The sequence below is a fragment of the Streptomyces sp. NPDC058653 genome, from assembly GCF_042716895.1.
Lineage (GTDB): Bacteria > Actinomycetota > Actinomycetes > Streptomycetales > Streptomycetaceae > Streptomyces.
Window position 1 is genome coordinate 248,730 of the sequence record NZ_JBHXRM010000002.1, and the last position, 19,163, is coordinate 267,892.

The 19,163-nt window shown below is 73.0% G+C and carries 15 protein-coding genes; 13 read left to right on the forward strand and 2 right to left on the reverse strand.

The features are described from left to right. Nucleotides 1-35 precede the first annotated feature (35 nt). A complete protein-coding gene (locus ACFWU9_RS02845; RefSeq protein WP_384314191.1) occupies nt 36-236 on the forward strand; it encodes a hypothetical protein in 201 nt (66 codons plus the stop codon). Between the two features lie 96 nt (nt 237-332). On the opposite strand, the gene serC is transcribed toward ACFWU9_RS02845, so the two are convergent. Further along, nucleotides 333-1,451 (reverse strand): phosphoserine transaminase, encoded by a 1,119-nt coding sequence (gene serC, locus ACFWU9_RS02850; protein WP_384314193.1) that lies wholly within the window; start codon nt 1,449-1,451, stop codon nt 333-335. Nucleotides 1,452-1,575: 124 nt separating this feature from the next. Here serC and ACFWU9_RS02855 point away from each other — a divergent pair, with 124 nt between their 5' ends. The 9 genes from ACFWU9_RS02855 to ACFWU9_RS02895 all read left to right on the forward strand — a co-directional run bounded on the left by ACFWU9_RS02855 (nt 1,576) and on the right by ACFWU9_RS02895 (nt 14,875). Next, the gene (locus ACFWU9_RS02855; protein ID WP_384314410.1) at nt 1,576-4,473 is read left to right on the forward strand and encodes an FAD-binding and (Fe-S)-binding domain-containing protein; all 2,898 of its coding nucleotides are present in this window, start codon (nt 1,576-1,578) and stop codon (nt 4,471-4,473) included. Nucleotides 4,474-4,640: 167 nt separating this feature from the next. After that, on the forward strand, nt 4,641-5,597 hold the full coding sequence (locus ACFWU9_RS02860; protein WP_384314195.1) for a DMT family transporter: 957 nt from the start codon (nt 4,641-4,643) through the stop codon (nt 5,595-5,597). A 90-nt stretch (nt 5,598-5,687) separates the two neighbouring features. Then, nucleotides 5,688-6,479, forward strand: coding sequence for a TIGR03084 family metal-binding protein (locus ACFWU9_RS02865; protein WP_384314197.1), 792 nt, complete (start codon nt 5,688-5,690; stop codon nt 6,477-6,479). Continuing rightward, nucleotides 6,476-8,197, forward strand: a complete 1,722-nt coding sequence (locus ACFWU9_RS02870) for an acyclic terpene utilization AtuA family protein (protein ID WP_384314198.1) — start codon at nt 6,476-6,478, stop codon at nt 8,195-8,197. Before ACFWU9_RS02865 ends, ACFWU9_RS02870 begins: the two co-directional genes overlap by 4 nt. Next, entirely contained in the window at nt 8,194-9,798 is a 1,605-nt protein-coding gene (locus ACFWU9_RS02875) for an acyl-CoA carboxylase subunit beta (protein ID WP_384314200.1), read from the forward strand. The genes ACFWU9_RS02870 and ACFWU9_RS02875 overlap by 4 nt, the downstream gene beginning before the upstream one ends. A gap of 32 nt (nt 9,799-9,830) precedes the next feature. Next, nucleotides 9,831-11,819, forward strand: a complete 1,989-nt coding sequence (locus ACFWU9_RS02880; RefSeq protein WP_384314202.1) for a biotin carboxylase N-terminal domain-containing protein — start codon at nt 9,831-9,833, stop codon at nt 11,817-11,819. Further along, on the forward strand, nt 11,816-12,946 hold the full coding sequence (locus ACFWU9_RS02885) for an acyl-CoA dehydrogenase family protein (protein WP_384314204.1): 1,131 nt from the start codon (nt 11,816-11,818) through the stop codon (nt 12,944-12,946). The genes ACFWU9_RS02880 and ACFWU9_RS02885 overlap by 4 nt, the downstream gene beginning before the upstream one ends. A gap of 43 nt (nt 12,947-12,989) precedes the next feature. Next, nucleotides 12,990-14,588 (forward strand): 4-coumarate--CoA ligase family protein, encoded by a 1,599-nt coding sequence (locus ACFWU9_RS02890; RefSeq protein ID WP_384314206.1) that lies wholly within the window; start codon nt 12,990-12,992, stop codon nt 14,586-14,588. Further along, nucleotides 14,585-14,875, forward strand: a complete 291-nt coding sequence (locus tag ACFWU9_RS02895) for a hypothetical protein (RefSeq protein ID WP_384314208.1) — start codon at nt 14,585-14,587, stop codon at nt 14,873-14,875. Before ACFWU9_RS02890 ends, ACFWU9_RS02895 begins: the two co-directional genes overlap by 4 nt. A 53-nt stretch (nt 14,876-14,928) precedes the next feature. Here the strand turns inward: ACFWU9_RS02895 and ACFWU9_RS02900 are convergent, their stop codons facing one another. Then, on the reverse strand, nt 14,929-16,098 hold the full coding sequence (locus tag ACFWU9_RS02900) for a methyltransferase domain-containing protein (RefSeq protein ID WP_384314209.1): 1,170 nt from the start codon (nt 16,096-16,098) through the stop codon (nt 14,929-14,931). A gap of 310 nt (nt 16,099-16,408) precedes the next feature. Between ACFWU9_RS02900 and ACFWU9_RS02905 the strand changes: the two genes are divergently transcribed. From ACFWU9_RS02905 to ACFWU9_RS02915, 3 genes are all read left to right on the forward strand, one after another. Continuing rightward, nucleotides 16,409-17,533 carry a serine hydrolase domain-containing protein gene (locus tag ACFWU9_RS02905; RefSeq protein WP_384314211.1) on the forward strand — a complete coding sequence of 375 codons (1,125 nt, stop codon included), beginning with the start codon at nt 16,409-16,411 and terminating at the stop codon, nt 17,531-17,533. 190 nt (nt 17,534-17,723) lie between these two features. Next, complete coding sequence (locus ACFWU9_RS02910; protein WP_384314213.1) at nt 17,724-18,458, forward strand: enoyl-CoA hydratase family protein; 735 nt, start codon at nt 17,724-17,726, stop codon at nt 18,456-18,458. Further along, nucleotides 18,446-19,033 carry a TetR/AcrR family transcriptional regulator gene (locus ACFWU9_RS02915; protein ID WP_384314215.1) on the forward strand — a complete coding sequence of 196 codons (588 nt, stop codon included), beginning with the start codon at nt 18,446-18,448 and terminating at the stop codon, nt 19,031-19,033. Before ACFWU9_RS02910 ends, ACFWU9_RS02915 begins: the two co-directional genes overlap by 13 nt. The last annotated feature ends 130 nt before the right edge of the window (nt 19,034-19,163 follow it).

Genomic DNA, 19,163 nt, shown 5'->3' on the forward strand with positions numbered 1-19,163 from the left:
ATGCCGTGCCGCGCTCGTTTCCCTCCGGAGGGGCAGTGACCGAATACGCCGTACGTGCCGAAGCGATCCGGAAGCGGTACGGGGACACGTACGCCCTCGACGGCTGGATCGGGCCCGTTCAGTCTGCCGACTCCCCAAGCATCAGCAACGCCGAGACGTCGAGCTTCACCTCGGCGCCGACCGGCTCGGGGAGCACCACCTGCCCGCCCGGAGCGTGGATCCGGTGGCTGGCGTAGTCGTCCTCGACGGGGTCGGTCAGGACGTGCAGCGGAAGAGTGACGGCCCCGCCCCCGAGACGGGGGCGGGGCCGGTCGGCGTCGGAGGGAACGGGGTCAGAGCTTGTCGATCACGTAGTCGACGCACGCCGTCAGCGCCTCGATGTCCGACGGGTCGATCGCCGGGAACATCGCCACCCGCAGCTGGTTGCGGCCCAGCTTGCGGTACGGCTCCGTGTCCACGATGCCGTTGGCGCGCAGGACCTTGGCGACCGCCGCCGCGTCGATCTCGTCCGCGAAGTCGATCGTGCCGATGACCTGCGAGCGCTGCGCCGGGTCGACCACGAACGGGGTCGCGTACTTGGACGACTCCGCCCAGCCGTACAGCGCCCGCGCCGACGTGGCCGTGCGGGCCGTCGACCATTCGAGGCCGCCCTGGGTGTTCAGCCAGGTCAGCTGCTCGTTCAGCAGGAAGAGCGTGGCCAGCGCCGGGGTGTTGTACGTCTGGTTCTTCAGCGAGTTGTCGATCGCCGTCGGCAGCGAGAAGAACTCCGGCACGTGCCGGCCCGAACCGTGCACACGCGCCGCGCGCTCCAGCGCGGCCGGTGAGAAGACGCCGATCCACAGTCCGCCGTCGGAGGCGAAGGACTTCTGCGGGGCGAAGTAGTAGACGTCCGTCTGGGCGATGTCGACCGGCAGGCCGCCCGCCCCGGACGTGGCGTCGACCAGCACCAGTGCCCCCTCGTCGGCGCCCGCGACGCGCTTGACGGGCGCGGCGACACCGGTGGAGGTCTCGTTGTGCGTGAGCGCGTACACGTCCACGCCCGCCTCGGCCGCCGGCTCCGGGTGGCTGCCCGGCGCGGAGGAGATGACGGTCGGCTCGGCCAGCCACGGCGCGAGCTTCGACGCCTTCGCGAACTTCGAGGAGAACTCGCCGAAGCTCAGATGCTGCGACTTGTTCTCGATCAGGCCGTGCGTCGCGACGTCCCAGAAGGCGGTGGAGCCGCCGTTGCCCAGGATCACCTCGTAGCCCTCGGGGAGCTGGAACAGCTCGCGCACACCGTCACGCACCGCGCCGACCAGGTTCTTCACCGGGGCCTGGCGGTGCGACGTGCCGAGGAGAGAGGTACCGGTGGCGGCCAGGGCGTCGACCGCCTCCGTCCGCACTTTGGAGGGGCCAGCGCCGAATCGACCGTCGGCGGGCTTGATGTCAGCGGGAATCTGAATATCGGCCACGGGCGCAGCCTAGACGCTCGAAGGGGGCCCTCAGGCGAGTGGTTCACGTCGTGAGATGCGTCCGGCGGGGCATCCTGGGGGAATGGCTGAGGACCGGGAGCGGCACGGGAAGCGGGAGACGGCGATGCGTACGGCACCTGTGAAGGCGGACTCGTCGGCGGCGACGGGGGCGGCGGTCACGGCGGCGGCGACCGCCCTCGCCAGAGACCTCGGCCGGGCCGTCCGCGGCGAGGTGGACTTCGGTTCCGCCGCCCGCGCCCTGGTCACCATGGACGCGTCCAACTACCGCCGGGTCCCCGTCGGCGTCGTCGCCCCCCGTGACACGGCGGACATCGCGGCGGCCCTGGAGGTCTGCCGTACGCACGGCGTCCCCGTCGTGCCACGGGGCGCCGGCACCTCGATCGCGGGCAACGCGACGGGCCTCGGCGTCGTCCTCGATCTCACCCGGCATCTTCGCTCGATCGTGTCGGTCGACGCCGAGGCGCGGACCGCCGTCGTCCGGCCCGGGGTCGTTCTCGACCGGCTGCGCGACACCGTCGCCCCGCACGGCCTGACCTTCGGGCCCGACCCCTCCACCCACAGCCGCTGCACGATCGGCGGCATGATCGGCAACAACTCGTGCGGATCGCACTCCGTCGCGTGGGGGACGACCGCCGACAACGTCCACGAGCTGTCGGTCATGACGTACGGCGGCGACGAGCTGCGGCTCGGCCGGGGGAGCTGGGACGGCGCGCCCGAGGGGCTGCGCCCCCTGGTGGAGGGGAATCTCGCGCTCCTGCGCACCGGTTACCCCACGGGTCTGCCGCGCCGTATCTCCGGTTACGCGATCGACGCGCTGCTCCCCGAGAACGGCACCGACCTCGCCCGCGCCTTCTGCGGCAGCGAGGGCACCCTCGGCATCGTCACGGAAGCCGTCGTACGGCTGGTCGAGTCGCCGCCCGTGCGGGTGCTCGCCGTCCTCGGCTACCCCGACGAGAGCGCGGCGGCCGAGGCGGCGGCCGGACTGCTGCCGTACCACCCGCTCACCGTCGAGGGCATGGCCGACGACCTCGTCCCCGGCCCGCACGACCTGCCGCGCGGCGGCGCCTGGCTCTTCGTGGAGACCGGCGGCGCCACCGTCGCCGAGGCCCGCGCGCACGCCGAGCGGATCGTGCGCGCCGCCGACGCCCTGGACGCCACGGTCATGACCGACCCGGCCGGGGTGCGGGCCCTGTGGCGGGTACGGGAGGACGCGTCCGGCACCGCGACCCGCGGCGCCGACGGCGGCGAGGCATGGCCCGGCTGGGAGGACTGCGCCGTGCCACCCGCCCAACTCGGCGCGTATCTCAAGGAGTTCCGGGCGCTGCTCGCCGAGCACGGGCTGCGCGGCACGCCGTACGGGCACTTCGGCGACGGCTGCATCCATGTCCGGATCGACTTCGACCTGTTGAGCACCGACGGCGTGCGGCGGTTCCGCCGCTTCTCCGAGGACGTCGCCGCCCTCGTCGTCGCCCACGGCGGCTCGCTCTCCGGCGAGCACGGCGACGGCCTGGCGCGCTCCGAGCTGCTGCCGACGATGTACGGGGACGAACTGACCGCTCTCTTCGGGCGGTTCAAGGACGTGTGGGACCCGGCGGGCGGGATGAACCCCGGCTCGATCGCCCGGCCCGCCCGGCTGGACGAGAACCTGCGCTTCGCGGTCCTGCCGCGCGAGCGGGTCGACGTCGCCTTCGCCTACCCGCACGACGGCGAGGCCGACGGCGTGGTGGGCGGTGACTTCTCGGCGGCCGTACGGCGCTGTGTGGGAGTCGCCAAGTGCCGTGTGGAAGGACCGAGTTCGGGCCCGGGCGTGATGTGCCCCTCGTTCCGCGCGACCGGCGACGAACAGCACTCCACGCGCGGGCGCGCCCGGCTGCTGCACGAGATGCTCGCCGGTGAGGTCGTCACGGACGGCTGGCGCTCCACCGAGGTCAAGGACGCGCTCGACCTCTGCCTGTCCTGCAAGGGCTGCCGCAGCGACTGCCCGGTGGGGGTCGACATGGCCACGTACAAGGCGGAGTTCCTGCACCACCACTACGCGGGCCGGCGGCGGCCCGCCGCGCACTACGCGATGGGGCGGCTGCCCCGCTGGCTGCGGGCGGCGGCGCCCTTCGCACGGGTGCTCAACGCGGCGGCGCGGCTGCCGGGGGCCGCCGCGCTCGCCAAGCGGCTGGGCGGGATCGCCCCGGAGCGGTCCATCCCGCGACTGGCGCCGCAGACGTTCACCAGGTGGCTGCGGGGGCGGGCGCCTTCGAGCACCCCGGCGGTGGTGCTGTGGCCGGACACCTTCACCGAACATCTGTCGCCGTCGGTCGGGCGCGCGGCCGTACAGGTCCTGGACGCCGCCGGGGTGGGCTTCACCCTGCCGCCGCGCGCGGTGTGCTGCGGGCTGACGTACGTCTCCACGGGCCAGCTCGACCAGGCCCGCGAGGTGATGCGCCGCACCCTGGACCGGATGGAACCGGCGCTCGACCGGGGCCTGCCGGTCCTCGTCCTCGAACCGAGCTGCGCGGCGGCGCTCAGGACCGACCTGCCCGAACTCCTCGCGGACGACCCGCGCGCGGCCCGCCTCGCCGCGTCCGTACGCACCTTCGCGCAGGCCCTGGAGGAGTGCGCCCCCGACTGGCGCCCGCCCCGGGTCGACCGCCCGGTCGCCGGCCAGACCCACTGCCACCAGCACGCGGTCATCGGCGACGCGGCGGAACGCCGTCTGCGTGAACGGGCTGGTCTGACCGGTGAGTTGAGCGGCGGCTGCTGCGGTCTCGCGGGCAACTTCGGCTTCGAGAAGGGCCATTACGAGGTCTCGGTGGCGTGCGCGGAGGACCAGCTGCTCCCCGCCGTCCGGTCGGCCCCGCGGGGCACGCAACTCCTCGCGGACGGCTACTCGTGCCGCACCCAGCTGGACCAGCTGGCGGACGGGGGCGCGAGGCACCTGGCGGAGGTACTGGCGGAGGCACTGGAGTCCCCCGACGGTCCGGTCACCGGACGCGCCCTCCCGCGGTGACGTCGAAGCGCGCCCCGGGAGGGAGTGGTGCGACACGGCCCGGACGACCGGCCTCCGCGTGCCCCTGCCGCAGGAAGCCGACTCGGTGGACGGCGCGTTTTTCGAGTGCAGTATGTTAGATCGGAAAGTCCATTGTGCTGGCCTGGATGATCTGGAGGAGGTCCCCGGTGGATGAGCCGCGTACCGCAGCCGTCGGTGTCGCCGTCTCCGCCCCGGAGGCCGCGGGGGCCCTCGACGGCGGTGGACGGGCGTCGAGGCGGACCCTCGCGCCCGTGGCGCTGGTGCTCGGGGGCGTGCTGTCCGTGCAGTTCGGTGCCTCCGTCGCCGTCCTGCTGATGCCGCGTGCCGGTGTCGTCGGCGTGGTGACGCTGCGGCTCGTGCTCGCCGCCCTCGTCCTGCTCGCGGTCTGCCGGCCGAGGATCAAGGGGCACTCGCGCGCCGACTGGGGCACCGTCCTCGTCTTCGGTGCCGTCATGGCGTCGATGAACCTGCTCTTCTACCAGGCCGCCGACCGCATCCCGCTGGGCGCCGCCGTGACCCTGGAGGTCCTCGGGCCGCTCGCCCTCTCCGTGATCGTCTCGCGCCGGCTCGGCAACGTCCTGTGGGCCGGACTCGCGCTCGCCGGTGTGGTGCTGCTCAGCGGGGGCGGGTTCGACCGGCTCGACCCGGTGGGCGCCGCGTTCGCGCTCGCGGCGGGGGCGATGTGGGCCACGTACATCGTCTTCAGCGCCCGGACCGGACGGCGCTTCCCGCAGGCCGACGGGCTCGCGCTCGCCATGGCCTTCGGCGCCCTGCTGACCCTGCCGCTGGGCATCGTCGAGGCCGGTTCGAAACTGGTGGTGCCCTCCACCGTCGGGCTGGCGCTCGGGGTCGCGCTGCTGTCGTCCGTCCTGCCGTACACGCTCGAACTGCTCGCGCTGCGGCGGCTGCCCGCGCCGACGTTCGCGATCCTGATGAGCGTGGAGCCGGCGGTCGCGGCCATGGCCGGTTTCCTCGTCCTGCACCAGGACCTCTCCCTCACCGACGCGGTCGCGATCGCTCTCGTCATCGCGGCGAGCATGGGCGCGGTCCGCACCCGGGCGGGAAAAGCGGCGCCCGTGGAGCCGGCGACCGGCAAAAAGTAAACCAAGCACGCTTGATTGTTTATCGGGGCGCTGCCATGCTCCGGGACACGTACGACGCCGTGTCCCGAGAGTCCGATCGGAGCGCCCCACGTGTCCGACCCCCCCGCGCCCATCCTCGACGATCTGCGCAGCGAGAGTGAGGAGGTCGACCGGCTCGTCGCCCCGTTGGACGACACGGGCTGGTCGCTCGCGACCCCGGCGGCGGGCTGGACCGTCGCCCACCAGATCGCCCATCTGGCCTGGACCGACACCGCGTCACTTCTCGCCGTGACCGACGAGAGGGCCTTCGCCGATGAGGCCGCGAGGGCGCGGGAGGCCCCCGGGACCTTCGTGGACGAGGGCGCCGAGGCCGGCGCCGTACTACCGCCTGGCCGGCTCCTCACCCGCTGGCGCGAGGGCCGCGAACGGCTCCAGGAGGCGCTGCGCTCCCTGCCCGCCGGTGCGCGTTTCCCCTGGTACGGGCCGCCGATGAGCGCACCGTCGATGGCGACCGCGCGGCTGATGGAGACCTGGGCGCACGGCCAGGACATCGCCGACGCGCTCGGTGCGCGGCGTGAGCCGACGGCGCGGCTGCGCCATGTGGCGTGGATCGGCGTACGGGCCCGCGACTACGCCTACCTCGTACACGGCGAGCAGCCGCCCGCCGCCCCCTTCCGGGTCGAACTCACCGGCCCCGGCGGGGAGTTCTGGTCGTACGGCCCCGAGGACGCCGCCCAGCGCGTCACCGCGCCCGCCCTCGACTTCTGTCTGCTGGTGACCCAGCGCGCCCACCGCGCGGACCTCGCGGTACGGGCCGAGGGCGCGGACGCCGACCGATGGCTGGACATCGCGCAGGCGTTCGCCGGACCGGCGGGACCCGGGCGGGCGGCGAGGAACGCATGACGGCCGGCACCCCCGGCGTCCTGCGGATCGCCAACGCCTCCGGCTTCTACGGCGACCGCTTCGACGCGCTGCGCGAGATGCTCACCGGCGGCCCCCTCGATGTCGTCACCGGCGACTATCTCGCCGAGCTGACCATGCTCATCCTCGGCCGCGACCGGCAGCGGAACCCGGCCTCCGGCTACGCCGGAACCTTCCTGCGTCAGTTGGAGGAGGGGCTCGGGCTCGCCCACGAGCGCGGCGTGAAGATCGTCGCCAACGCGGGCGGCCTGAACCCGGCCGGGCTGGCCGCCGCCGTACGCGAACTGGCCGGACGCGTCGGCGTCCCGGTGCGCGTCGCGCACGTCGAGGGCGACGATCTGCTGGGGTCCGCCCACGCGTGGGGCGAGGGCGTGCTGAGCGCCAACGCCTACCTCGGCGGGGCCGGTATCGCGGCGTGCCTGCGCGCCGGAGCGGACGTCGTGGTCACCGGACGGGTCACGGACGCGGCCCTCGTCACCGGCCCCGCCGCCGCGCACTTCGGCTGGGCCCCGGACGATCTCGACGCGCTCGCGGGCGCGGTCGTCGCCGGGCACGTCCTGGAGTGCGGCACCCAGGCCACCGGAGGCAACTACGCCTTCTTCGCCGCGCACGGCTCCGGGAGCGGGGTCCGCCGCCCCGGCTTCCCGCTCGCCGAACTGCACGCCGACGGCTCGGCCGTCATCACCAAGCACCCCGGCACCGGCGGGATCGTCGACATCGGCACCGTCACCGCGCAGTTGCTGTACGAGACCGGGGGAGCCCGGTACGCGGGCCCCGACGTGACCGCCAGGCTCGACACCGTACGGCTCACCCAGGACGGCCCCGACCGGGTCGGGCTCGCGGGCGTACGCGGCGAGGCGCCGCCCCCCACGCTCAAGGTCGGGCTCAACCGGATCGGCGGCTGGCGCAACGAGATCGTGTTCGTCCTGACCGGGCTCGACATCGACGCCAAGGCCCGGCTGGTGAAGGACCAGGTCGCCGACGCGTTCGCGCGGGCCGACCGGGCGCCGGAGCGCGTCCGCTGGGAGCTGGCCCGTACCGACCGGGCGGACGCCGGCAGCGAGGAGACGGCGAGTGCCCTGCTGCGGCTGGTCGTCCGGGACCCCGATCCCGACGCGGTCGGCCGCGCGGTCAGCGGCGCCGCCGTCGAGCTGGCGCTCGGCAGCTACCCCGGATTCCATGTGACGGCGCCGCCCGGCAAGGGCGCCCCCTACGGCGTCTTCGAGGCCGCGTACGTCGACGCGGCCGAGGTCCCGCACACGGCGGTACTGCCCGACGGCACCCGCGCGCGGATGCCGACTCCCATACGGACAAGAGCACTTGAGCCCGTCCCGCCGCCCCCGCTCCCCGGCCCGCTCCCCGCCGGACCCACCCGCCGCGCGCCCCTCGGCCTGGTCGCCGGCGCCCGCAGCGGCGACAAGGGCGGCGACGCCAACGTCGGCGTCTGGGCGCGCACCGACGAGGCCTGGCGGTGGCTCGCGCACACCCTGACCGTCGAGCTGTTCACTCGACTCCTCCCGGAAACGGCCGACTTGCCCGTCACCAGACACGTCCTGCCGAATCTCGGGGCGCTCAACTTCACGGTCGAGGGCCTTCTCGGGGAAGGTGTCGCCGCCCAGGCCCGTTTCGACCCACAGGCCAAGGCGCTCGGCGAGTGGCTGCGCTCCCGGCACGTCGACATCCCGGAGGTTCTGCTGTGACCGTGCTCCACTCGGCGTTGGACCCCGCGTCCCCCGACTACGCCGCCCACCGGGCCGAGATGCTCGGCAGGCTCGCCGCGCTCGGCACCGAGCACGCCAAGGCGCTGGCCGGCGGCGGTGAGAAGTACGTGGCCCGGCACCGTACCCGCGGAAAGCTCCTCGCCCGCGAGCGGATCGAGCTCCTGGTCGACCCCGACAGCCCCTTCCTGGAGCTGTCCCCGCTCGCCGCCTGGGGCAGCGACTACCCCGTCGGCGCGTCCATGGTCACCGGGATCGGCGTGGTCGAGGGCGTCGAGTGCGTCATCACCGCCAACGACCCGACCGTGCGCGGCGGCGCGTCCAACCCCTGGACGCTGAAGAAGGCCCTGCGCGCCAACCAGATCGCGTACGAGAACCGGCTGCCGCTCATCAGCCTCGTCGAGTCCGGCGGCGCCGATCTCCCCTCCCAGAAGGAGATCTTCATCCCCGGCGGCGCGCTCTTCCGCGATCTGACACGGCTGTCCGCCGCCGGAATCCCCACCGTCGCCGTCGTCTTCGGCAACTCGACGGCGGGCGGCGCGTACGTGCCCGGCATGTCCGACCACACCGTGATGATCAAGGAACGGTCGAAGGTCTTCCTCGGGGGACCGCCGCTCGTGAAGATGGCGACGGGCGAGGAGAGCGACGACGAGTCGCTCGGCGGCGCGGAGATGCACGCCCGTACGTCCGGGCTCGCCGACCACTTCGCGGTGGACGAGCCCGACGCGATCCGGCAGGCGCGGCGCGTCGTCGCCCGCCTCAACCACCGCAAGGCGTACGCCGATCCGGACCCGGTGACCGTCGAGCCGCCCAAGTACGACGAGGAGGAGCTGCTGGGCATCGTCCCCGGCGATCTGAAGGTCCCCTTCGATCCGCGCGAGGTGGTGGCCCGGATCGTCGACGGGTCGGACTTCGACGAGTTCAAGCCGGTGTACGGGCCGAGCCTGGTGACGGGCTGGGCGCGGCTGCGCGGCTATCCGGTGGGGGTGCTGGCCAACGCGCAGGGCGTGCTGTTCAGCGAGGAGTCGCAGAAGGCCGCCCAGTTCATCCAGCTCGCCAACCAGCGCGACATCCCGCTGGTCTTCCTGCACAACACCACCGGCTACATGGTCGGCAAGGAGTACGAGCAGGGCGGCATCATCAAACACGGCGCGATGATGATCAACGCGGTCGCGAACTCCCGGGTCCCGCATCTGTCGGTCCTGATGGGCGCGTCGTACGGTGCCGGGCACTACGGCATGTGCGGCCGGGCCTACGACCCGCGGTTCCTCTTCGCCTGGCCGAGCGCCAAGTCCGCGGTGATGGGCCCCCAGCAGCTGGCCGGCGTGCTCTCGATCGTGTCCCGGGCGGCGGCCGCGGCCAAGGGGCAGCCGTACGACGAGGACGGCGACGCGGCGCTGCGCGCGATGGTGGAGGAGCAGATCGAGGCGGAGTCGCTGCCGGTGTTCCTCTCCGGGCGGCTCTACGACGACGGGGTCATCGACCCGCGCGACACCCGTACGGTGCTCGGCCTGTGCCTCTCGGCGGTCCACACGGCGCCGGTCGAGGGCGTACGGGGCGGCTTCGGCGTCTTCCGAATGTGAGTGATGGTCGAATGTCAGTGATGAGGACCCCGATGATCTCGAATCTTCTGGTCGCCAACCGCGGCGAGATCGCCTGCCGCGTCTTCCGTACCTGCCGTGAGCGCGGCATCGGCACGGTCGCGGTCTTCTCCGACGCGGACGCGGGCGCGCTGCACGTACGGGACGCGGACACGGCCGTACGGCTGCCGGGCGCGGCGCCCGCCGACACGTATCTGCGCGGCGACCTGATCGTGAAGGCGGCGCTCGCGGCCGGCGCGGACGCGGTGCACCCCGGCTACGGATTCCTCTCGGAGAACGCCGAGTTCGCGCGGGCCGTGCTGGACGCCGGGCTGATCTGGGTGGGGCCGCCGCCGCAGGCGATCGAGGCGATGGCGTCCAAGACGCGGGCGAAGGCGCTCGTGGCCGCGGCGGGCGTCCCGCTCCTGGCGCCGCTGGACCCCGCGTCGGTGACGGAGGCGGACCTGCCGCTGCTGGTCAAGGCGGCGGCGGGGGGCGGGGGCCGCGGGATGCGTGTCGTCCGTCAACTGCGCGATGTGGCGGACGAGTTGAGGGCGGCCTCGGCCGAGGCGCTGTCCGCCTTCGGGGACGGCGAGGTCTTCGCGGAGCGTTACGTGGAACGGGGCCGGCACGTCGAGGTCCAGATCCTCGCCGACGCGCACGGCACGGTGTGGGCGCTGGGCACCCGCGACTGCTCCCTGCAACGCCGGCACCAGAAGGTGATCGAGGAGTCCCCGGCCCCGGATCTTCCGGCCGAGCTGCGGGCGACCCTCACGGACGCGGCGGTCGCGGCGGCGCGCGCCGTGGAGTACCGGGGCGCGGGCACGGTCGAGTTCCTGATCTCACCGACGGGCCACGCGTACTTCCTGGAGATGAACACCCGCCTCCAGGTCGAACACCCGGTGACGGAGGAGGTGTTCGGCCTGGACCTGGTGGCGCTCCAACTCGCCGTGGCGGAGGGCGAGCGGCTCCCCCCGAACCCCCCGCCCGCCCACGGCCACGCGCTGGAGGCCCGCCTCTACGCGGAGGACCCGGCGCGGGGGTGGGCGCCCCAGCCGGGGCCGGTCCACGAGCTGACGGTCCCGGGCACGGGCTGCGCGGCCCCGGCCGGGGCCCGTGCGACAGGCACCGGCCCCGCTCCCGCCCGCGCGGGGGACGGCGATCGTCCGCGCCTGCGCGTCGACACCGGTTACGGACCCGGCGACCGCGTCGGGGTGCACTACGACTCCCTGCTCGCCAAGGTCGTCGCCTGGGCGCCCACCCGGGCCGGGGCCGTCCGCCTGCTCGCCGACGCGCTGCGCCGGGCGCGGGTGCACGGGCCCGTGACCAACCGGGAGCTCCTCGTACGGTCCCTGCGTCACCCCGACTTCGTCGCCGGGGCCGTCGACACCGGGTTCTACGAGCGCCACCTCGACGCGCTCACCGCACCGGACGCCGACGACAGCGGCGCCCGGCACGCCGCCCTCGCCGCCGCGCTCGCCGACGCCGCCCGCCACGGGCACCCCGTCGGCGGCTGGCGGAACCTCCCGTCGGCGCCGCAGACCAAGACCTACGGCGAGCACGAGGTCCGCTACCACCGCACCCGCGACGGGTTCCGTGCCGAGGACGGAGCCGTCCGCGTGATCGCCGTCGCACCCCACCGCGTCACCCTCGAAGTCGACGGAGTACAGCGCCACTTCGACGTCGCCGAACACGGCGGCGACCACGTCCACGTCGACGGCCCCACCGCCTCGTACCGCCTCCTCGCCCACCCCCGCTTCACCGACCCCCGCACCGCGCCCGCGCCCGGCTCGCTGCTCGCGCCCATGCCCGGCACCGTCGTGCGGATCGCCGACGGCATCCGTGCGGGCAGCGCCGTCACCGCCGGGCAGCCGCTCATCTGGCTGGAGGCCATGAAGATGGAGCACCGCATCACCGCTCCCGCCTCCGGCACGCTCACCGCGCTCCACGCCGCCCCCGGCAGCCAGGTCGAGGTCGGCGCGCTCCTCGCCGTAGTCACCGACGTCTCACAGGGGGACGAATGAGCATCGTCGAAACGCAGGAACACCAGGACCTCCGCGCCGCCGTCGCCGCGCTCGGCCGCCGCCACGGCCGGGGCTTCGACCGCGAGACGCTGTGGAGCGAGGCGGGCAAGCTCGGCTACCTCGGCGTCAACCTCCCCGGGGAGTACGGCGGCGGAGGCGGCGGGCTCGCCGAACTCTCCATCGTCCTGGAGGAGTTGGGCGCCGCCGGCTGCCCCCTGCTCCTCATGGTCGTCTCGCCCGCCATCTGCGGCACCGTCATCGCCCGCTTCGGCACCGACGAGCAGAAACGCGAGTGGCTCCCCGGTCTCGCGGACGGCTCCCGAACGATGGCCTTCGGCATCACCGAACCCGACGCGGGGTCCAACTCGCACCGCATCACCACCACCGCGCGCAAGACGGACGGCGGCTGGGTACTCAGCGGCCGCAAAGTCTTCATCTCCGGCGTCGACATCACCGACGCCACGCTCATCGTCGGCCGCACCGAGGACGCGAGGACCGGCTCCCTCAAGCCCTGCCTCTTCATCGTCCCGCGGGACGCCCCCGGCTTCCACCGCACCGAGATCGACATGGAACTCCAGGCGGTGGAGAAGCAGTTCGAGCTGGTCCTGGACGACGTACGCCTCCCCGCGAACGCCCTCGTCGGCGACGAGGACGCCGGACTCCTCCAGCTCTTCGCCGGCCTCAACCCCGAACGCGTCATGACCGCCGCCTTCGCCCTCGGCATGGCGCGCCACGCGCTCGACAAGGCCGTCGACTACGCGAGGACCCGCCAGGTCTGGAAGGAGCCCATCGGCGCCCACCAGGCCGTCGCGCACCCGCTCGCCCAGGCGCACATCGAGATCGAGCTCGCCCGCCTGATGATGCGCAAGGCCGCGCACCTCTACGACGCCGGCGACGACGCGGCGGCGGGCGAGGCCGCCAACATGGCCAAGTACGCGGCGGCGGAGGCCTGCGTACACGCGGTGGACCAGGCCGTACACACCCTCGGCGGCAACGGCCTCACCCGGGAGTACGGTCTGGCGTCCCTCATCACGGCCTCACGCGTGGCCCGAATCGCACCCGTCAGCCGCGAAATGATCCTGAACTACGTATCCCACCAGTCCCTGGGTCTCCCCAAGTCGTACTGAGACAGGTCATTCTGTCCGTCCACGCGTCGAAGGGGTCGTCTTCATGATCTTTCACAGCGAGTACGCGGACGTCGACACGGTCGATCTGCCGATCCACGACGCGGTCCTGGGCCGCGCGGCGGAGTTCGGCGACAGCGTCGCCCTCGTGGACGGTACGGACGGCACCACCGTCACCTACGCCCAGCTGGACGTTTTCCACCGCCGTACCGCCGCCGGGCTGCGGGAGGCCGGGCTGCGCAAGGGCGATGTGCTGGCCCTGCACAGCCCCAACAGCGTGGCGTATCCGGTCGCGTTCTACGGAGCCACCCGCGCCGGGGCGTCCGTCACCACCGTCCATCCGCTGTCGACCGCCGAGGAGTTCGCGAAGCAGCTCCGGGACTCCTCGGCCCGGTGGATCATCACGGTCTCGCCGCTGCTCGAAGTCGCCCGCAGATCGGCCGAGTTGGTGGGCGGCATCGAGGAGATCTTCGTCTGCGACCGGGCGGCGGGCCACCGTTCGCTCCTCGACATGATCGGCGCCGAACCGGCACCCGCGCCCGAGGTCGTGATCGACCCCGCCGAGGACATCGCGGCCCTCCCGTACTCCTCCGGCACCACCGCGTCCCCCAAGGGCGTCATGCTGACGCACCGCTCGATCGCCACCAACCTCGCGCAGCTCGACCCCGTCATGCCCCAGCGCCCGGGCGACAGCATCCTCGCGGTGCTCCCGTTCTTCCACATCTACGGCCTCACCGCCCTGATGAACGCACCCCTGCGCAAGGGCGCGACCGTCGTCGTACTGCCCCGCTTCGAACTCGACCAGTTCCTCGGCGCGATCCAGACCCACCGCATCAACGGCCTGTACGTCGCCCCGCCGATCGTCCTCGCCCTCGCCAAGCACCCGGCGGTCGCCCGCTACGACCTCTCCTCGCTCGACTACATCGTCAGCGCCGCCGCCCCTCTCGACGCCCGCCTCGCCGCCGCCTGTTCGGCCCGGCTCGGACTGCCGCAGGTCCGCCAGGCGTACGGCATGACGGAGCTGTCACCGGGCACGCACGTCGTCCCGCTCGCCGCCGAGAACCCGCCCGCCGGCGCGGTGGGCAAGCTCCTGCCCAGCACGGAGATGCGGATCGCCTCCCTCGACGACCCCGGCACGGACGCCCCCGTCGGCACCGACGGCGAAGTCCTCATCCGGGGCCCGCAGGTCATGAAGGGCTACCTCGGCCGGCCCGACGAGACCGCCCACATGATCGACACCGAGGGCTGGGTCCACACGGGGGACATCGGCCGCGTCGACGCCGACGGCTGGCTGTTCGTGGTCGACCGGGTGAAGGAACTCATCAAGTACAAGGGGTTCCAGGTCGCCCCCGCCGACCTCGAAGCACTGCTGCTGGCCCACGAGTCCATAGCCGACGCGGCCGTCATCGGCGTCCAGGACGAGGAGGGGAACGAGATCCCCAAGGCGTACGTCGTCCGCCAGCCGTCGGCGGGCCGACTGACGGAGGCGGACGTCATGTCGTACGTCGCCGAACACGTCGCCCCGCACAAGAAGGTCCGCCGCGTCGAGTTCATCGGGGGCGTCCCCCGGGCGGCCTCGGGCAAGATCCTCCGCCGCGAGCTGCGGGCACGCGAGGAGCGCGAGAGGCAGCCGGAGACGGCGTGACGGTCGGCGTCCTCGGAGACCTCGGGGGCCGGATCCGACAGCAGCCGGTCCAGCAGCGCTTCCGTGACGTGGGGGTGACGGCCGACCCCACGGCGTACGAAAGCCTCCGGGGCGGCGGCGGGTCGAAGGAGCGCTTGCACGGGCAGTGGCGGGTCCTGAAGGGCGAGGTAGCGCACCTGGGGGACCGGTTCGTTTCTCCGGCGTGGCCGCCCGGTCGTAGCGGGGAACCCCGCGCGCGGTTCGCCGAGGAGCTGCGCTCACCGCGCACGGCACGCGGCACGCTGTGAGCGCCTGCGCCAGGTCGAAAGCAGGGCGCCTTGGGGCTGAGCGCCGGGGTGGATCAGGCGGGCTGCCTGCCGGCCGGGCCCTCCACCCACACCGCCTGCTCCCCGGCGGCCGTCACCGTGAGCCCGTAACTGTCGACGCTCGGGCGGCCGAGGCTCTCCCAGTGGGCGTACGCGGCGGTGATCTCGTCCCACAGACGTCGGGGACCGGCCTGGGTGACGGTGAACCGGTCGGCGTGGTGGCCGTCGTAGTCGACCGTGGCCCAGGACGGTCCGCTGTCGTCCGCCACATCGAGCCGTGCGGGCGCGTGCTCGCCGCTGGTGTCCCAGACGCAACAGGCTCCGGGTACGGCGAGACCGACGTGGAACTCCGCGTTCAGATCGCCTCCGGCGACGGACCAGGGGGACAGGGCGGAAGATGCCCTCCGCTCGGGCGTCGCACCGTCTTCGGTGGGCACGTCGGCGGCCGACGGGGCGGATTCCCGCATGGGCATGAACGAGGCGAAGTCGTGGAATCTGCCCTCGCCGCCGCCGTCCGGTGCCGTCGTCAGTACCAGCGTGCCGTATCCGCCGCACCAGGCGGAGTTCCATGGGGTGACGACGCGGCCGCCCGGTTCTGTCTGTTCCAGCCAGGCCGACGGGATGCGGTCGACCGAGAACGTGGCGATGATCCGCTCGTACGGAGCCCCGGCCGGCCGGCCGGCCCCGGCGTCACCGCGCACCACCTCCGGCGTGTGGCCGACGGCTTTCAGATTCCGCTCCGCCTCCGCCGCGAGCGTAGGGTCCAACTCAACGGTCGTGACCGCCTCATCACCGCAGAGATGGCAGAGCAGAGCCGCGTTGAACCCGGTGCCCGCGCCCAGTTCGAGAACGCGGCGCCCTGCCGGCTCCAGGTCCGGGTCCAGATCCAGGTCCGCCAGAGCGAGCATGCGCAGCACCATGGAGGGCATGGACGCGGACGACGTCGGTAGTCCGTCGGTGAACTGGGTGACCAACGGCGCGTCGCTGTACGCCGCGTTCAGCCACTCGTCCGGGGTGGCGCCCCGGTCGCACGGCCGGTGACCGCCGTTCCCGTCGCGCAGCCAGATGACTGCCGGGAGGAAGAGATGCCGCGGGACCGCGCGCACGGCGCGGTCGAAGGCGGACGGCAGGGGGCCGATGAATTGGGCCATCTCGGCGAGGAGTCGCTCGGTGAGTTCAGCCGTCGACCATGCTGGTGTGTCCACTTCACCTACTTCTTCGGGGGAGGCGGCGGTGTTGGCTGCGCCGGCGGGACGGGTCGGCCGGGCTGGTGGCCGTCGTCGCTGATGGGGTTACGGTGTTTGGCCGTTGCAACCGTTTCCATGCTCGCCTCCGGAATGCGTTCGTTCACCCTCCCACCGTAGGGAGCCGTGCCCGCCTCTGGCAGGGCGCATTGGCGCCCGTTGGTGGGGATAACCCCCCGCCCGATACGGCAACGCGCCCCATCGTGGCCGCCCCCGCACCTCCGGCAGGCTCCTCCGTACGGAGCTGGACTGAGCGATCACGGGGGCCAGGATGAAGCGTGCGCAACGGGTGTGGGTGGTCGCGGCCACCGTCGTCGCGGTGACCGTGGGGTCGACCGGTGCCTTTGCCGTGCCCGGTGGGCAACAGGCGCCGGAACGACGGCCGTTGCAAGCGCGGCTGGACGCAGTCGTGGGCACCGGTGCCGTCGGTGCGCTGGCGGAGGTCCGTGGAGGACACGGCGTCTGGCGCGGCACCAGCGGCGTCGCGGAGCTGGGCACCACGCGTGCCGTCGCGGCGCGCAGCCACTTCCGGATCGGCAGCATCACCAAGACCTTCGTCGCCACCGTCGTACTGCAACTCGTCGACGAGGGCGAGCTGCGGCTCGACGACACCGTCGGCACATGGCTGCCCGGAGCCGTCCCGGGCGGCGACCGTATGACCGTGCGGCAGCTGCTCAACCACACCAGCGGGGTGTACGACTACGTCAGCACCCTGCCGATGCCCCCGGGCCGGGAGTTCGTGGAGAACCGCCGGCGGACCTGGACCCCCGACGAGCTGGTCCACCGCGCGGTGGTCAACCCGCCGTCCGTCGACCCGCCGGGGTCGGGCTACTCGTACTCCAACACCGGGTACATCCTCCTCGGGCAGATCGTCGAGAAGGCGACCGGCCGGTCGTACGCCGAAGAGATCGAGCGGCGGATCATCGAGCCGCTGCGGCTGCGCCACACCTCCCTGCCGGGGACGTCCCCGCGCATACCCCAGCCGCGTCCCCGCGCCTACCTGCCCGTCGAGCCCGGCGGTACGACGCACCCCACGGACTACACGGCGATGAATCCGTCGGTGTTCGGCGCCTCCGGCGAGATGATCTCCACGGCCGCGGATCTCAACGAGTTCGTCGGCGCCCTGCTCGACGGGCGCCTGCTGCCCGCCCGTCTGCTGGAGGAGATGAAGCGGCCCGCCGTCGACGGCAAGGCGTACGGGCTGGGCCTGGCCCGGCGGGAGACCACGTGCGGCGTGCGGGTGTACGGCAACGACGGTGACACCCTCGCGTACCAGGCTTGGGCGTTCGCCACCGAGGACGGGAGCCGGCGGTTCACGGTCGCGCTGACGTCCGACCACCCCCGCGACCCCGGCGAGGCCGTCGACGCGCTGCTGGACGCGGCCTTCTGCGACTGATCCGTACCGGTACGCCACCGGGCCGCCCGACCGGTGCGTAGCCCGGACGCCCGTGCGGGAATACCGTATTCATGCTTGATCGATCCCCCGAGCGCTGTCACTCTCTGAACCTCGCACCCAGCGCTCGGATCCTCGGATGCGAACCGACGAATCCGACGGACCGCGAGCGGGAGACGGAGACGGAGACTACGTGACGCTGGTCGCGACCGCGCACGAGCGCGGAATCACCACCTTGACCATGAACGCGCCGGCGAAGCGCAACGCCCTGTCGGCGCGGCTCGTCGACGAGTTGGCCGACGGGCTCACCGCCTGTGCCGACGACCCGTCCGTACGGGCCGTGGTCCTCAGCCACACCGGCACCACCTTCTGCGCCGGCGCCGATCTGAAGGAGCCGCCGAACCCGTACACCTTCGTCGCGCTGATGCGGCAGATCGTGGCGCACCCCAAGCCCGTCGTCGCCCGCGTCACCGGCCATGTGCGCGCCGGTGGTCTGGGGCTGCTCGGCGCCTGCGACATCGTGATCGCCTCCAGCGACTCGGACTTCGCGTTCACCGAGGTACGGATCGGTGTCGCGCCCGCCGTCATCTCGATGCCGCTGCTGGCCCGGATGGCGCCGCGCGCCGCCGCCCGCCACTACCTCACCGGTGAGACCTTCGGCGCGGCCGAGGCGGTGACGAACGGGCTGGTGACCGAGGCCGTCGACGACGTGGACACCGCGCTCGCGCCGCTTCTCGACGCGCTGCGAAGAGGCTCCCCGCAGGGCCTGGCCGAGTCGAAGAGACTGCTCAACGCGCGGGTGCTGGAGAGCTTCGAGCAGTGCGCGGAGGATCTCGTACAGCGCTCGGCGTCGCTCTTCGCGACGGCCGAGGCACGCGAGGGCATGGCGGCGTTCGTCGAGAAGCGGGACGCGGCATGGGTTCGGTAGCCGCGCCCAAACAGGACCGCAGCCGCGCCACCCGCCGACGGCTGCTGGAGGCCGCCGTGTCCTGCCTCGCCGAATACGGCTGGGCCGGCTCCACCGTCTCGGTCGTCGCCGAACGCGCGGGGGTGTCGCGCGGCGCGGCGCAGCACCACTTCCCCACCCGCGAGGACCTGTTCACGGCGGCTGTCGAGTACGTCGCCGAGGAACGCACCAGCGCCCTGCGGGCCCTCGGGCCGACCGGTCCCGACCGCCGCCGTGAGGTGGTCGAGGAGGTCGTGGCGCTCTACACCGGCCCGCTGTTCCGGGCCGCCCTCCATCTGTGGGTCGCCGCCTCCAACGAGGAGCAGCTACGGGCCCGTGTCACCGAACTCGAAGGCCGGGTCGGGCGCGAGGCGCACCGGATGACCGTCGAACTGCTCGGCGCGGACGAGTCGGTGCCGGGTGTGCGCGAGACGATCCAGGGGCTCCTGGACATGGCGCGGGGCCTGGGCCTCGCCACGCTGCTGACGGACGACACGCAGCGGCGGAAGCGGGTGGTGGCGCAGTGGGCGAGCATCGCGGACACGGCGCTCGGCTGACCGCTCCTCCTGGCCGCTTCCGGTCAGATCGAACGATCCGTCACTTCCGCCGAATCGGTTCCCCATAAGGTCCTCTCGGCTCCACAACCCCGGCACCGCACACCCGTCGTGCGGCGCTTCGCCGATCCGT